The sequence below is a fragment of the Microvirga sesbaniae genome, from assembly GCF_025460805.1.
Lineage (GTDB): Bacteria > Pseudomonadota > Alphaproteobacteria > Rhizobiales > Beijerinckiaceae > Microvirga > Microvirga sesbaniae.
Genome location: NZ_JAMXFJ010000019.1, coordinates 49,805 through 63,684, shown reverse-complemented (window position 1 = coordinate 63,684; position 13,880 = coordinate 49,805). Strand labels below are relative to the sequence as shown.

Below are 13,880 nucleotides of genomic sequence, written 5' to 3'. Positions count from 1 at the left end.
GTTCCGGCTCTTCACTGCCGATGGAAGCCTGTCTGTACCCAGAGCGGCCTTTCACCGAAACCCATTCTTCTCGAAGGGTTTAATGGTCGGAGCGAGAGGATTTGAACCTCCGACCCCTAGTCCCCCAGACATGCCAACCGGGCTGACAGCGCCTGACTGGGAGCGACAGGAACCCTTGTTGCATAAGGGTTTGTCGGCTACTGTCATGACACAGGGCGACGCACGAGGACAGCGTTTCGTGTCCCCAGCGCGTCCCCGGACCGCTCCCGTGCCGTCCCTGTCCGACCCTGAAGCCCGACCCTTCTCCCATGCCCAAGATCGCCCTTTCCGAAGCCGTCATCGCCAAGCTCAAACCGCCCGCTTCAGGACGTGCCGACTATACCGACAGCCGGACGCCCGGCTTGACCTTGAGATTGACCGCCACTGGCCATGGCTCGTGGTCATTGCGCTATCGGCCACGCGGCGGTAAGCCCGAGCGCCTGACCCTCGGCAGCCTGAAGGCTGTCACCCTCGCCGAGGCGAGGCAGCGGGCCAAGGCGCTGAATGGTTCCGTCGCGGACGGCCAGAACCCGCAGGCGATCCGTCGCAAGGCCAAGGGAGCGATGAGTTTCGATGCCCTGGCCGACGCCTATCTCACCGGCCATGCGATGCCCGGCAAGGCCAGTTGGAAGAACGACCTGGGCTATCTCAAGCGCGCCAGGAGCGCTTGGGCGGGCCGCTCGGCCGAATCCATTGTCCGGTCCGATGTCGTTGCACTGCTGGAGGCGATCCGCGCGACCGCGCCGGTCTCGGCCAACCGCACCCGCTCCGTGCTCGTCACCCTATTCAACTGGGCCGTGGAGACAGGACTTATCCCGGCCAATCCCGCCGCAGGCGTTCGGGCCAGAACGAAGGAAACCCCGCGCGAGCGCGTGCTGACCGTGGACGAGGTCCGTGATCTCTGGGCGATGACCGGACCGGACGGCAGCATGGACCCGAACATTGCCGGGGCATTGCGCCTGATCCTGCTCACCGGCCAGAGACCGGGCGAGATAGCCGGGCTGGTGCGAACTGAAATATGCGACCTCAATGACGGGACCCGCGCTCGCATCGAGCTTCCCGCGAGCCGCACGAAAGCGAGACGCAGCCACCTCGTGCCTCTGTGCCCGCTGGCCGCCGCCCTGGTGCGCGAGGGCATCGCCCGCAACGTCGGAAGCGACGCCGTGTTCGCGTCCGCCTTTGCCTCGCGCACCACGCTTGCCCGCCATAGCCTGTCCCAGGCGTTGCGTCGCAAGAAGCTTAGTTATACCCCACACGACTTAAGAAGAAGCTGCCTGACCGGGCTGGCAAGCCTCGGCATCCCGCGCGAGGACCGGCTCGCAGTGGCGGCGCACGCGCCCTCCGACATCCACGGGGCGCACTACGACAAATACGAGAGGATGCGCGAGAAGCGCGCGGCGTTGGTGGCCTGGGAAACCCGCATCGGCGAGATGGTCGGTGCGGGACGGCAGGTGCAAGCCGCGTGAGCCGGATCTCGCCCGATACGAAGGCTGCGTTCACCCGTCTGGGGGCACCGCCTCCACCGGATGTTGAAGGCCCCTTCGCCGATGCCATCGCGAAGCTGACGCTTGGCGGTATCTTATCGAGCTCGGTGGCATCCGCGCGGGCGGGCATGATCGCTCAAATACATGCCGCGATTTCGGCCTTCCGCGAGATAGGGGAAGACCCGTCCGCCCTCGTGCCCCTCGCCAATCTCGCCCGTATCCTGCGCGGCCTCGAGCTTGGCATTAACGATCCCATTGTGACCCCGGCCGCCCGGCCTGCCTCGCGTCCTCAGGATGGGGATCGGGTCTGGGGAATGCGGGCATGTCTCGTCGCGGCTTATGAAATTCGAGTCGCACTCGGGGAAAACAATAGGTCTGCCGCATCGCGGGTCTGCGCTGACATTCGTCAACGAGTCAGTCTGAACCTGGAGGCAAAAACGCTTCTGGACTGGCGCAAGCGGATGGGCCGCACAGGACAAAACGCGGCTCCGCGTGATGGAGAACACCGAGAAATCCTGTCGCTCATCCGGGAGGCCATCGCTCACGCGAGCACACTTCCCATGCCGGAAAGGATGTCACTTCTGGCGCGCAGCTATGAGCCTCTCCTTGAGGCTGCCCGGAACCGCATGCCAGAAGGGCCACAGGCACGAAGGCAGGGTGTTTAACAGCGGGTATTAAACACCTGGGACGACGGTCAGCATGATGGGCTCCATCCCTGGAGACCCATCATGCGCCTCGGCGATTTTCCACTCCGCCACCTGCTGTCCCCGGCACAGGCCGCGCGCTACCTTGGCGTGGCCCCCACGACCCTCAAGACCTGGCGGGACATGGGCATCGGGCCGCCCTGTATCACCTACGATTTCGATCCCGGCATCATCCGCTACGACCTCGGGGCTATCGACGACTGGATGGTCACGAACACGCGGGTTCTGTGCGCGCCGCCCGGCACGTCCCTAAGGCTGAGCGACCGGACGGTGGAGGTGAAGTCATGACCGCGCCGCGTCCGAATGCCGTGCATCCGACCCAATCATTATCCGCAGCCGACCAGCATGCCCCCGCCCGCCTCATCAGCCGCAAGCAACTGGCCGAGCGCCTCGGCATCTCCGAGAGAACCGTCATGCGACTTGAGGCTTCGGGTCACCTGCCGCCGCCGGTCCGGGTCGGGCTGCGCCGGGTCGGCCATTGGGAAGGGACCGTCCCCAGACAACCCTGAAAACGAAACCCGCCGCAGGCCGGGAAGCACCGCGACGGGCAAGGATCGTCTCACGCGCCGACGATCCTAGCGTGATGCTGCTGTCTCGTCACCTACGGCCCTCTCGAAACGGGAGACCGTTATGGCCGCCGAATGCACGCTGCGCTGCATCGCATTCACGCCGCTGCGCAAGAATAACCTCGTCGGTCTCGCCGACATCCACATCGAGCCCCTCGGCCTGCAGGTCAGGGGCGTCACCATTCAGGCCCACGGCGAGCGCCGCTGGATCGGCCTGCCCGCGAAGCCGCAGATCGGTCCCGACGACAAGGTCATGCGCGACGATAAAGACAAGGTGCTTTACGCCGCCGTGCTGCACTTTCCCGATCCCGCCGACCGGCAGGCGTTCGAGAACGCCGTCATCGCGGCCGTGCTGGCCAAGCACCCTGAAGCCTTCGACGGGCTTGCGGCCCAAAAGCCTCTGATCATCAGCGAGCGGTGAGATGGGGCGCAGGCTTTACCTCACCGTGTTCGAATCGAGCACGCCGCTCTCGAAAAGCTACCGTTACGACGAGGCGACCGGCACCATCGAGAAGCGCGCCTCGGCGCAGATGAGCGACGGATGGGCGACGCGGCGCTTCATCGAATGCGGCCCGTTCTGCACGCGGGCGCTGGAGATCCTCGGCCAGCGCCTCGACGGCCTCTCGCACCTGCAAGCCATCGGTCTCGGCGTCATGCGCGACGGCGTCAGGCGCACCCCGATCACCACCCTCGGGCGTCTGGCCAGGATGTCCGGCGACAGCGCCTCAAGCACCCTGGCGCGCTCGCTGCAGCATTTCACGTTCACCGCCGGACCCGGCCTCGTGCTGATCGACAACGACGGCGGCACCGGCACGATGGAGCGCCTTGCCGACATCTGCTCGCCGCTGCGGGGCATGGCTTCCCTGACGCGGGCGGCAATGTCGGCGAGCATCATTCACCCCGGCACCGGGCTCACCATGCCCTCGGCCGGAGAGCACGTTTACGCCGTCATCGACGATCAGCGCCGTACGAAGGAGGTGCTGACGCTCCTGCACCGGGCCTGCTTCGCCTTCGGCCACGGCCGTATCGACTTGTCGAAGGCGGGCAGCTTCTTGCAGCGCAGCGCGGTCGATGTGAGCGTGGGGAGTCCCGAGCGCCTGATTTTTGAGGGCAGGCCGATGGCCGAAGCGCCGCTCGTCGTGCGCGAAAGGCCGATCAGTCTCGTCGCTGGCACAATGCTCGACGCCGACGAGCTTGCCGCCTGGGCCGAGGCAAACCACATCGAGCGGCGCTACCGCGATGCAGTGCACGCGCTTGAATCCGACCCGGAGCTGATCGAGCGGCGGCGGGCCGTGCAGGCGGCGCATGCGGACGAACTGGAGGAGCGCCACCGGCAGGCGGGCATGCCTTCGAGCGAAGCGCGCCGGAGGGCCCGCAGCACGGTGCAGGCGCTGTCGCGCACATCGCTGAAGACCGGCGTCATCTGCCTCGACCCCGACGACGTTTTCGTGACCGGTGATCACAGCGGCGTCAGCTACCGGACGATGCTCGCGGACCCGGCGTCTTGGCACGGCACCATCGGCTTCGACCCTGAGGAAGGCGAGGCTTACGGTCACACCACGGCCATCGTGTACCGGGGCGACCATGGCGGGCTGGTGATCCACAGTCAGGCGCATGGCGGACGCACCTTCATGGTCGATCCCCCGCTGTCCGACGTGCAACTGAAGGCGCTCAAGGACATTCGTCGCGCCCATGCCCGGGCCGTGCGCGAGGGCGGACACGGTCTCGCCGCGCTGCTCCAGGCGGTGCGCGCCAAGCCCGCCGCACTCACCCGGACTATCGCAGATCGGCTCGTGCTCACCGCGTTGAAGAGCGGCTTGCCCCGCACCGCCTGCGTGCATGTGGCCTGCGCCAGCGGCTGCGGTGCGGACGATGCGCGCGCTCTCGTCGAGAGGCTCGCCCGCCGCGCGACGATCCCTCGATCCCTCGGTGAGGCCCATCATGAAACGACAGGCTGACGATACGAACGGTGCGATGTCCGGGACATCCGACAAGGCGACCACCCGGGCGCATGGGCGGGGCAAGCCGGGAACCGGGCGTGGGGACAACGGCAACGACTCCGGCAACGGACGGGATACAGGCGCAAGTGCGAAATCCGACGAACTTGTCCTGGCGGCGCAGGCTCTGCCGAAGGGCGATGTCGCGGCCGTCAAGGCGCTGCTGAAGCGGATCGTGGAAGCGAGGCGGCATGTCGGCCTGGGCTCGGTCGCGCTGCTCGACGCCACGTCCAAGAAGTCGGGTTTCGATGCGAAGGAAATCGGGGCCGAGATCAGGCTGCTCACCTCCAAGGGAAAGTACGCGGAGTGCGACGAGGAGCCCCTCGATCCGTTCGACTATCCAGCCCCGGTGCCGGTGGCGCTCGAGGAGCGGCGTCCGTTCGGTGAGGTGCTGTCCATGGGCGTCGGTCTTGTGCAGAAACGCGTTGCCCTGTCCCGGCCTCAGGCCGTGGCCTGCGTTCTGTGGGGGATCGGCACATGGGCGTTCCAAGGGCATGGCAGCGACCGGGGACCAGCCTATTATAGCCGGCTGAACATCCGGGCCGGGTCGATGAATTCGGGCAAGACCACGCTGCTGGAGACGGTGGCGGTGCTGTGCAAGAAGCCGTTCATTGTCGATGCCGGATCGGCGGCGGCTTTGCGCGATCTCGTGCATGAGGAGCAAGCCTGCATCCTGGCCGACGAGGCTGACGGTCTCGTCAAGTCGGCTCCCGAGCTGCAGACCCTGTTCAACTCCGGCGTCCAGCACGGAAAGAAAATGATCAAGCAGGTGCAACTGCCGGACGGGCGCTGGAAGCCAAAGACCTACCGCACCTTCGCCCCGGCGGCGATCTGCGGCATCGGCGCGACGTGGCGCACGGTCGAGAGCCGCTCGGTTCGCATCCATCTGCGCAGGAGCCCGCCGCCGAAGGGGCAGATCCCATCGACGGGCCTCGCGGCAGAGCGCGAGCGGATTGCGCCGCAGATCGCGGCCTGGGAGGACGACATCACCGCCGCCCTGGAGCGAGACGATGTCTCAGACCTGCTGCCTGGCCTTGCCGACGGGCGCGAGCGGCAGATCTGGGCGCCGCTCCTGGCGGTTGCGGCCCTGGGCGGCCCGGAATGGCTGGCCGAGGCACGGGCCACCTGTCTGGCGCTGGCGGGTGATGCCAAGGGTCCGTCCCTGAACGAGACGCTGCTCATGGAAATCGCGGTCATGATCCGGGACCAGCGCATAGCGGTGGTTCGGGAGTATAAGCGTTGGTGTGAACTGTGGCGGCGCGAAGGGAAGCGGCGTTATCCGAGGGAGGGTCGCGATCCGCGCTATGGCGTGCCGACGCTGCCGCCCGATGTCTTTGACCGGTTCGGCCTCGGCCGAGAGCCGCCGGGCGCGAGCCGTCCGGGCCTGTCGCCTCCGGTCCTGCTGGCGACCATCGACATCGCCAGGCATCTCATGCAGCCGGATGTGCTGTGCCCGTGGTTCGATCATGCGTTCGAGCGCAGGCCGCCCGACGACCAGGGGCGTTCGATCCAGATCAGGGTAGCACGCGTGCTGGCCGAGTTCCGAATCGCACAGGCTGGGCTGATGCGCTTCCCCGGCGCGTCGCGGGCATGGCAACCCGTGCGGGCCTATCCGTTTGCCGCGCTCAAGCGCCTGATCCGCGATCAGGGGATCGCCACGCCTGCCGTCGAGCCATTCTTCTGGAGAGTCGGAATCGGGGATTGAATAGAGTTTTCCCCCAACCCCATTTCGACTCGTTACACGTTACATGGGGGTTTTTATCAAGCGGTTCCAAAGACTTACCGTGTAACGAAGCGATCGAAACCAAAACCAGCATCAAATGACTTCGTTACACGGTAACTAACTGATAAAAAAAGATTCTATGCCTCGTGTAACGTGTAACGAGGTGTTCCAGGAGTTGAAGGGTAATCTGTGTGTATCGATGTGTGTGCGTCGTATCGTACACGCTGTCCCTCGATGCTGAAGGAAGCCCTGTCGCGAGTGGGGTAGGCGCGGTCAGATCTCGACCGACCCGAGCGTATCGAGATAGGTTTCCTTTTCGAAAGTCGCATTTGAGCGGTACTGGCTGTAGAATGTCTTGTCGTCGCCGTAGAAGACGCTGAAGATGCCGTATTCGTCGGTGTCCTTGAAATGGATGCCGAGGCGACTTTCCGCAACGTGCGGCACGGGAAGGACGGCGAGTTGCCGGGTCTCGTATCGCTCCCTCCCACGCGTGAGGATTGTTGTTCCAGATCCCTCGTCGAGCCCTTGACGGTATGCAAAATATTCCTTCTCGGCCTCGATGATGCGCCGCTTGAAGCGCGTGTCCTTGATCTTTCTGACATACTCTCTCAGGTGCTCCAGAGCGCGTTCGCTTGTGGCAGGAAGATCCTTCCAATGCTCCTCCATGGCATGTTGCAGCGCGTGGAACTCGACGATCGCGAGGTAGTGCTGCTCGATGTCTTCAAACGAACGCCAGCTTAAAGCGTCGGCGTACAGGACGTGGTCGTGGGTGCCAACAATGTCGAAATCGGTGTAATACGGGATCCGGTCGGTGAGCACTTTCCGCCGTGCCTGCCGGTTGGCGTTGTCCGCCTTCTGAATGTCGAGATCCGTCTGCCGTGCTCGTTCGGCAACCCGCAGGAAGCGGTCAGGATCCTCGCGGATGAGAACGTTCGCTAGTTCACGCCGCAGAGCGGCAAGTGCGAGGGCGCGGTCCTGGGCCGATGCTCGCTCCACTCGCCAATCCTGTGCTGTCTGCGCGTCTCGCCGCAAGGCCCGCACATTGGTACTCCACCTCCACGCGGCATATCCGCCGAGCGCCAGCCCCACGACCCAGACCCAGGTCCACTCCATTGCTGCCCCCTTGCTGCAGGACCTGCTGACCTATTGTGTCTCGCCTGCGTCGCGCCGAAGCGCCTTGTCGCTGTAGACCACGACTGTGCAATGAGTCGAGGATTCCATCGATGAGGCCTCCGCCGGGAGATAACCTTCCTGCTAGAGCCCGACGCTGATGTGCCGGTATCCTCGGCTATTGCCGTCTTCGACACGGTGGCCCGCAAGCGATGTGATCATGCGCGAGGGGTATCTCTTCAAATCAGGCCCGCCGAGTCCAGGGACGGCGATTTAAGGGGCATCGGGTGGAAGGGGTGCATCCACCGCCCCAACCGCCCTCATGCCCGATTTCGCGACCTGACCAGTCGCATGCGCTGACATATGGCCGGCACGAGCTGAATTCGCCGCCGTCCAAGGATCGTAAGGTCGGGGCGCAGCGGAGATCTTTTCTCAGGCCGGCAAAACATTGGCCTGCGACAGCAATACAATCGCGGCATCGCGCGTGTAACAGCGGCTCATATTCCGACACGGCGCCTCGACCCTTTTTCATCGACAAACCACGGCAATCGACTCCGTCGCGGCGACGGCTGGAGAAAGCTGGATTGTCAATGGGCCACCGCTTGAGCAGCGTGCAGAATGAGGCTGCGAGGCGTCTAGGGACGACACCGGCAAAAGCAATATCGCCGCCGCCGACAGCGGGTCGTCGCGGCGAGCCGACTGTCGCCCTAGGGTTACCCCTCCTGGGACAAGGACTGCCTCGACCGGTCGCCGCTCGGCTATTCCCCCTACGGGGATAAACGCTGACGCCCTACACATTCACCCACGACAATTTCCCGCCCAAGACGGCCATTGCTTTTCTGTATTTCGAGATCGATGCGCGCAGCATCGAAGGACCGCTCATCCATGGCCCTCTATTCGGCCGGTGGCGTAGAGATCGGAAGAAGAAATTTCTCCGCAGGTTTAAGTGAAGAGCTGCAGTACATCCATCGGCGAGGCCGTTGGCTCAGCGTAACAGTCGTAGTAGTTTTCAATTGGCTGTATTGCACCATCAGGTTAGGAATAGGCATGAGGTCGGTGCTAGGAATGTTCACCGAAGCAGCGACACTGGAGATGACGTTGCTTCTCGCGCTTGCTACTATCCCAACAGTCCATGCTGCGGACATATGCCACGGCCGGAATGCAAATGAGGATATGTTCGTCGGCTCGGATGCCGAGCTTGTCACATGCCTCAATGCCGGGGGCATAAGCGGTCTCGCAATAAATAGCGATCAGCTTACCTATGCTGTCCGAAAAACCACTTCGCCTCTGCGTTTGCGCAATGTGATGATCTTAGAGACCTTCAGCACAGCCCGTGCGGCCTTCGTGTCCCAGCCGCATCAAACTTATCACCAATGCGCCGTAATATATGATCCGATAAAGCGTGGCAGTTGCTCCGAGCTGGCCGCCTTGCCCAATGACGTTGATTTGGAAAACGTCTGGTCCAAGAGCCCTCTCGACTTCTCGAAGACAGTCTTTCTCGGGAAAGTTAGGTTGGCCGATGTCACGGCAAAAATGCTCTGGCTGGACGATTCGGTTTTTTCGCAATCCTTACAAATCTTGCGCCCCAGGACAGCTAATGGGCTAAGCCTGGGCGGTATCGTTGCTCAAGATAGAATAGAACTCGTTGATGTGACTGACGATCTTAGTATCATCGGGAGCGAATTTAGCGGACCCTTTGCAAGCAGAATGCTGAACATTGGGCAGTTCTATGTGAAGCAGGCATATTTTTGGGGAGCTACACAGTTCGCTTTATCGACATTAAAGGATGCGTTTATTTACGAATCAACATTCAAAAGTGACTTAGATTTGAAGAACGCACGCATTGGCACGCCAGCAACTTCGGCAAGTTTGAGTATTGCGAATTCAGAGGTCGCGGGACAGTTAGATCTGCGTAACGCGTCCATAACTGGCGAGCTTCGATTAAGTAGCAAGTTGGCAGAGAAAGCACGGTTGGACGGCCTTACATCAGCGACTAGGTGTACGATCAACGTAGACTGCAGGTGACTAGCGAAGCGGCGCGATGTCCGTTTCCTTCGTGTCGTCGCTGTTGCGCGGTTCCCGATTGTCCTCCAATTTGTTGTCATCGTGCTGGGGTAAGGCTTCCATATTATTGACATTCGTATCGGGAAGATCAAAAGGATCATATGCGTCATACTGATCGATATCGCTGCGTTCGTCGTTCCATCTTTCAATTTGTCGATCAAGTAACATGTCCCAAAACGGCGTGTTGAGTGTTTTCAAATATTCGTATTGCGTTGAAGGTGATGCGTTGGATTGGTCTGCGGACCCTTGTGCCTCCATACCCGCAGGAGGTGTAATGTGCGTGCGCAGATACCAGTCGTACCCGGCCTTTATACTGACTGCATCGCTCGGATCGTCGTAGAATGCGGATGGACCATAGTAGAACGGAGAGATTCGGTCCCATGCAAGTTTTAGGCGCCCGCCTGTGGGACCTATGCCGAAATCCTCCACCCGGAATTTCGAGAACCTATAGTTATTCTTCTCGATGGCGTAAACCTGTGCCATACCGGCAAGGAACTGTGCCTCCGGATACGTTAAGCCTAGTGCCGCAGCGGTCACACCGAAGTTGAAGTTTCCGGAAGCCTCGAGCCGAGTGAACTCCTGGGGAGACCGAAGATCTTTCTTATAATCCCAAATCCCGCCTATCCGAACATTCCAAACCCACACAAAGAATGCCGCCGTGGAGCTTACTCCAGCCAAAGCCTCGATCTCGTTTGCATTTTCTCGATAGGACGCCTCGGCTGGTGGAGTCGGGATGTAGCCCTCAACCCAAGGGCCCGGCCGCAAACTGTAATTAGGAACAGAGTCGGTCGACTCACCTGCGAGCGCAGTCGTCTGAAGAGCGATTCCTATGCAAGCAGCGGCAATGAATTTCATTGGGCCACCATGCGCCTCCAGGAGAAGTCTATCTCGGCTTGTTCCGCTTGCACAGGATCGGCAACTTCAATCGACATTGCTACTTTGCTGTCGGCTCCAATTGGACCGAGAGGAAATGCGCATAGTGACGTATCAACGCTATCTCCAGGACGGCAAAGGAAGCCAAGATCGCTCAGCATGACGCCCTCACCAACGGTAACGCTGAAGGTGTCCGGCACGTCGGCGATTTTGAGTTCGAGTGTCGCTCCATTATCTGTCTGCGCAACAGTTGTGGCATTTGCTCCTACGCCTTGCATGATCCGCTCGTATATTTTCGAGAGGTGAGCACGCGATAACCTAGGGGAAGAACTTGAGAGGATTTTTCGGCGTGCTTCGTGCGATAGCGGGGGGAGCCCTGTCGAACTGAACTTGATTCGGAACCGCGTACCAACAGGCAGCGAACCTAACCGGACTCCGGCATCCGACGCAGACTCTACAGTTACACGAAATCGCGATGTCGCCTCAGCTATAAGCAGTGGCTGGCCTACAGTAACCATGTCCTTTTCACGCGCAACTGTGGAAATGGTTCTGATTGGCTCCTTAACCCAGATTCGGCCGAAGTCGTATTCAGTTTTGATATCCTCTAGGCGAAGTGCAATCCGCTTCCATTCAAAGTGCATTGTCGTCGCTAAGCGCTCTTTCTCAGTGCGGGCTTCAAGCGCGAGGGCCGCCGCGTCCGACAGGGCAGCGATTCGCATATCTATAGGGCGCGATCTGTCGTCGAGGCGCAGAAGGCTGTAACCAAGGCGGCTGTCTATTGCCTGAAATGCTCTGTCGTAATCTGAAAGGTTCGAATTGGTCCGCTCATAGCCATTTGGAGCTAGATCCAAAGGGAAAACCGCAGGCGGCATCTCGTCGACGGAGAGGAGCTTACCCCGAAACCTAAGCACTCCAACACTTGCGACTGTTTGCTTCGACAGGGCCGTCGTTAACGTCTCAACCTCGAACTTGCTCAGACGCCTTTGGTTTCCTCGGAACTTGAAGCTGTCCCACTTCAATTCCTCAAGATGATCTAATAGGTTATGCCGAATAACTTGAGCATCTGCCACGGAGACGACGCCTTCGTCTACGCCGGATTGGCGGGCATGTTCCACGAGCCTAGTCGGATCAAGCTCAAGCGCGAATCTCTGCTCATTCCGCTTCATTCCTAGATCAAATTTTACAGCATCCGGAAGCAGCCGTGGATAGTACTGTTCTTCGTAAAAGAGGCCAGCCTCGACATCAATCAATGCCACGCTGTGGACCGCGATACTCCGCATAGCTTTCAACCGAGCGAACTCCTCGTGAGCTTTGTCGCATTCCTCCTCTATCTCGTCACCAATCAAAGGGATCGTCTCACCATACCGTGTTACATAGGGCAACTTAGCATTCGTCGGCCAGTCGTCTCCAGTTAGTCTACGCGCGAACGTCGCGTCTGCAGCAGTCCAAAGAGCATTAGACTCAACGTTACGCCAATAGGAGGCAAGCTCCTCGCAGTTTTGCAAGCCCTCGTTGAACGCAACTTGCAGACCAATCGTGGAACCTATCAGCAACTTTTCGCTGTTGGGAATACGGGGTTCAACATCATTAGACGATTGTCTCACCCGGATCTTCTCAAGGCCAAGCCGCGACCGCCTCACACGCAACGAAGCAGTAGCTAGCTCGAGCGCGATCTCTGCATCCGTTGCGATCGCGCGGCCGCCGAGAAGGCGTCTGGTCAAGGCGAGAGCTCGACTTAAGCGCGCGGACTCAACTAGCGCACTTAAGCGCATTGGATTGACGTCGTTCGTTCCCCAAGGATCAATAAGGTTCGCATTGAAGATATCTTCTGCAAGGGACTCGTCCTGACTGATGGCACTCCGGGCCGCTTTTTCAACCGGAGCATACTTGGATGATGGAAGAGCATTCAGTGCGAAGTAGTTCTTATCCAAATCAGCATAGAAGTATCCGGCGGTTTCGAGTGCGGATTCAATCGTATGAAGTTGTGACTCGTCATTAGCAATTTGTTGCTCAACAGCAGTTACAAGAACGCGTGCTGCGCTAAAGGGATGGTATATTTCTGTTAAACCCGTCGCTGGATCATTCCGGGTGAACCCGGTCATGTGGTCGGATTGGAGCAACTCGATTACCTTGCCATCGCCGGGCGCTGTGAGGGTTAGCCGTATTGGCTCTACGGCAGATAGTGACTCCACCGGGAATTGCTGTGCATTGGCAAAAGCAATGGGTAGGACCATAAGGATCAGCGGTAAACGCCAGAAGACCCTCTCAATTCGCGATATCATACCGTAGCGTCCGACGGTCATCACTTAACGTTCTCGAATGGATCGTCTGGAAGTTCACCGACAATTGGGCGAACAGCCAGATAGAACCCGGCCGGCGTCCAACGGCAGTACAACACAAGCGGCGGATGGCTAATTCTAGTAGGTTTCGGTTCTGGCACCGGCTTAGGATGCCACTCTAAGTGCTCTTTGTACGCGAACTGCTGCTCAAATGAACATTTGCGCAAGTCGTCAAAAGTAAACGAGAACTTCTGGAAGAGCTCTGACGCCCTCCCCATGTAATCCTTAACCAAAGAGTCAATTTTTGGATTTGGGAAATTGTGATTGAAAGTTATTATGTCATACCTGATATCCATGAGCAGAGCGTCATCAGCTGCGGCTAGGCGAACCTCCACATCCGTACCCTTATAGACGCAGTAGCCGAGTTCTTGACCATACCCTACACGGTAACGCCCGTCCGTGGAGCAGCTGGATTCTCTCGGGGATGCACTTTTGACCGCATTCAGTGCGGCGAACTTGTCGCCGAACATCTCGGCCCGCGCTGCTTCAACCTCAAGCAGAGTCGTCACGCTTATCACAAGTGCCATCGTCCAGCCAGCTAGTGCCACGGACGCCGCCTCCTAGCAAACCAAGTTAATGTAGCCCCTGTCCACGCTCAATATCAAAAATATTGTTTAAGTCTCAGCTTGAGATGACATAAATGCGGCAAGTCAACTCAACTAGACTATTTTTCCGGTGACTTCCAAAGAAGTAACCCTTACGGAATGAGTGCCAATTTGATACATTGAGTTCATCGTTCCACGTCAGCCGGGGTGATCCCGTCCTATCTTTCAGGGACAACAACAAATTCGCACGCGAATTAGGTGGCCTATAATATTGGGGGGAGACCGGAGACGCCCATTGTTGGCTGCGAGGTACTACACCTGAACCATATTCTCCTCTTAACCTATGCGTAAAAATTGAGTGAGTTGAGCCTGAATGGGTGGGCGGCAAAGGTCGAGACCGCAAAAATGACGTACTGGTGTTCGAATGGGATCTCTG

At 59.8% G+C, this 13,880-nt stretch carries 12 protein-coding genes; 8 read left to right on the top strand and 4 right to left on the bottom strand.

Annotated elements, in window-relative coordinates:
* Positions 1 to 308: 308 nt before the first annotated feature.
* From OCW50_RS22350 to OCW50_RS22320, 7 genes are all read left to right on the top strand, one after another.
* Positions 309 to 1,505, top strand: coding sequence for a tyrosine-type recombinase/integrase (locus OCW50_RS22350; protein WP_262299006.1), 1,197 nt, complete (start codon positions 309 to 311; stop codon positions 1,503 to 1,505).
* Positions 1,502 to 2,188 (top strand): hypothetical protein, encoded by a 687-nt coding sequence (locus OCW50_RS22345; RefSeq protein WP_262299005.1) that lies wholly within the window; start codon positions 1,502 to 1,504, stop codon positions 2,186 to 2,188. The genes OCW50_RS22350 and OCW50_RS22345 overlap by 4 nt, the downstream gene beginning before the upstream one ends.
* Positions 2,189 to 2,251: 63 nt before the next feature.
* Positions 2,252 to 2,515, top strand: coding sequence for a helix-turn-helix domain-containing protein (locus OCW50_RS22340; protein WP_262299004.1), 264 nt, complete (start codon positions 2,252 to 2,254; stop codon positions 2,513 to 2,515).
* Positions 2,512 to 2,736, top strand: a complete 225-nt coding sequence (locus OCW50_RS22335) for a helix-turn-helix transcriptional regulator (RefSeq protein WP_262299003.1) — start codon at positions 2,512 to 2,514, stop codon at positions 2,734 to 2,736. Before OCW50_RS22340 ends, OCW50_RS22335 begins: the two co-directional genes overlap by 4 nt.
* Before the next feature lie 121 nt (positions 2,737 to 2,857).
* A complete protein-coding gene (locus OCW50_RS22330; RefSeq protein ID WP_262299002.1) occupies positions 2,858 to 3,214 on the top strand; it encodes a hypothetical protein in 357 nt (118 codons plus the stop codon).
* A 1-nt stretch (position 3,215) separates the two neighbouring features.
* Positions 3,216 to 4,751, top strand: coding sequence for a hypothetical protein (locus OCW50_RS22325; protein WP_262299001.1), 1,536 nt, complete (start codon positions 3,216 to 3,218; stop codon positions 4,749 to 4,751).
* Positions 4,735 to 6,495, top strand: coding sequence for a DUF3631 domain-containing protein (locus OCW50_RS22320; protein WP_262299000.1), 1,761 nt, complete (start codon positions 4,735 to 4,737; stop codon positions 6,493 to 6,495). The genes OCW50_RS22325 and OCW50_RS22320 overlap by 17 nt, the downstream gene beginning before the upstream one ends.
* Before the next feature lie 291 nt (positions 6,496 to 6,786).
* Here OCW50_RS22320 and OCW50_RS22315 read toward each other — a convergent pair whose 3' ends face one another.
* On the bottom strand, positions 6,787 to 7,626 hold the full coding sequence (locus tag OCW50_RS22315; RefSeq protein WP_262298999.1) for a hypothetical protein: 840 nt from the start codon (positions 7,624 to 7,626) through the stop codon (positions 6,787 to 6,789).
* 882 nt (positions 7,627 to 8,508) lie between these two features.
* On the opposite strand from OCW50_RS22315, the gene OCW50_RS22310 reads away from it, so the two are divergent.
* Positions 8,509 to 9,648, top strand: a complete 1,140-nt coding sequence (locus tag OCW50_RS22310) for a hypothetical protein (RefSeq protein WP_262298998.1) — start codon at positions 8,509 to 8,511, stop codon at positions 9,646 to 9,648.
* On the opposite strand, the gene OCW50_RS22305 is transcribed toward OCW50_RS22310, so the two are convergent.
* From OCW50_RS22305 to OCW50_RS22295, 3 genes are read right to left on the bottom strand one after another with little or no spacing between them, the layout of a single operon-like run.
* Entirely contained in the window at positions 9,649 to 10,542 is an 894-nt protein-coding gene (locus OCW50_RS22305; RefSeq protein ID WP_262298997.1) for a polymorphic toxin type 44 domain-containing protein, read from the bottom strand.
* The gene (locus OCW50_RS22300) at positions 10,539 to 12,863 is read right to left on the bottom strand and encodes a hypothetical protein (protein WP_262298996.1); all 2,325 of its coding nucleotides are present in this window, start codon (positions 12,861 to 12,863) and stop codon (positions 10,539 to 10,541) included. The genes OCW50_RS22305 and OCW50_RS22300 overlap by 4 nt, the downstream gene beginning before the upstream one ends.
* Positions 12,863 to 13,447, bottom strand: coding sequence for a hypothetical protein (locus OCW50_RS22295; protein WP_262298995.1), 585 nt, complete (start codon positions 13,445 to 13,447; stop codon positions 12,863 to 12,865). The genes OCW50_RS22300 and OCW50_RS22295 overlap by 1 nt, the downstream gene beginning before the upstream one ends.
* Positions 13,448 to 13,880 lie beyond the last annotated feature (433 nt).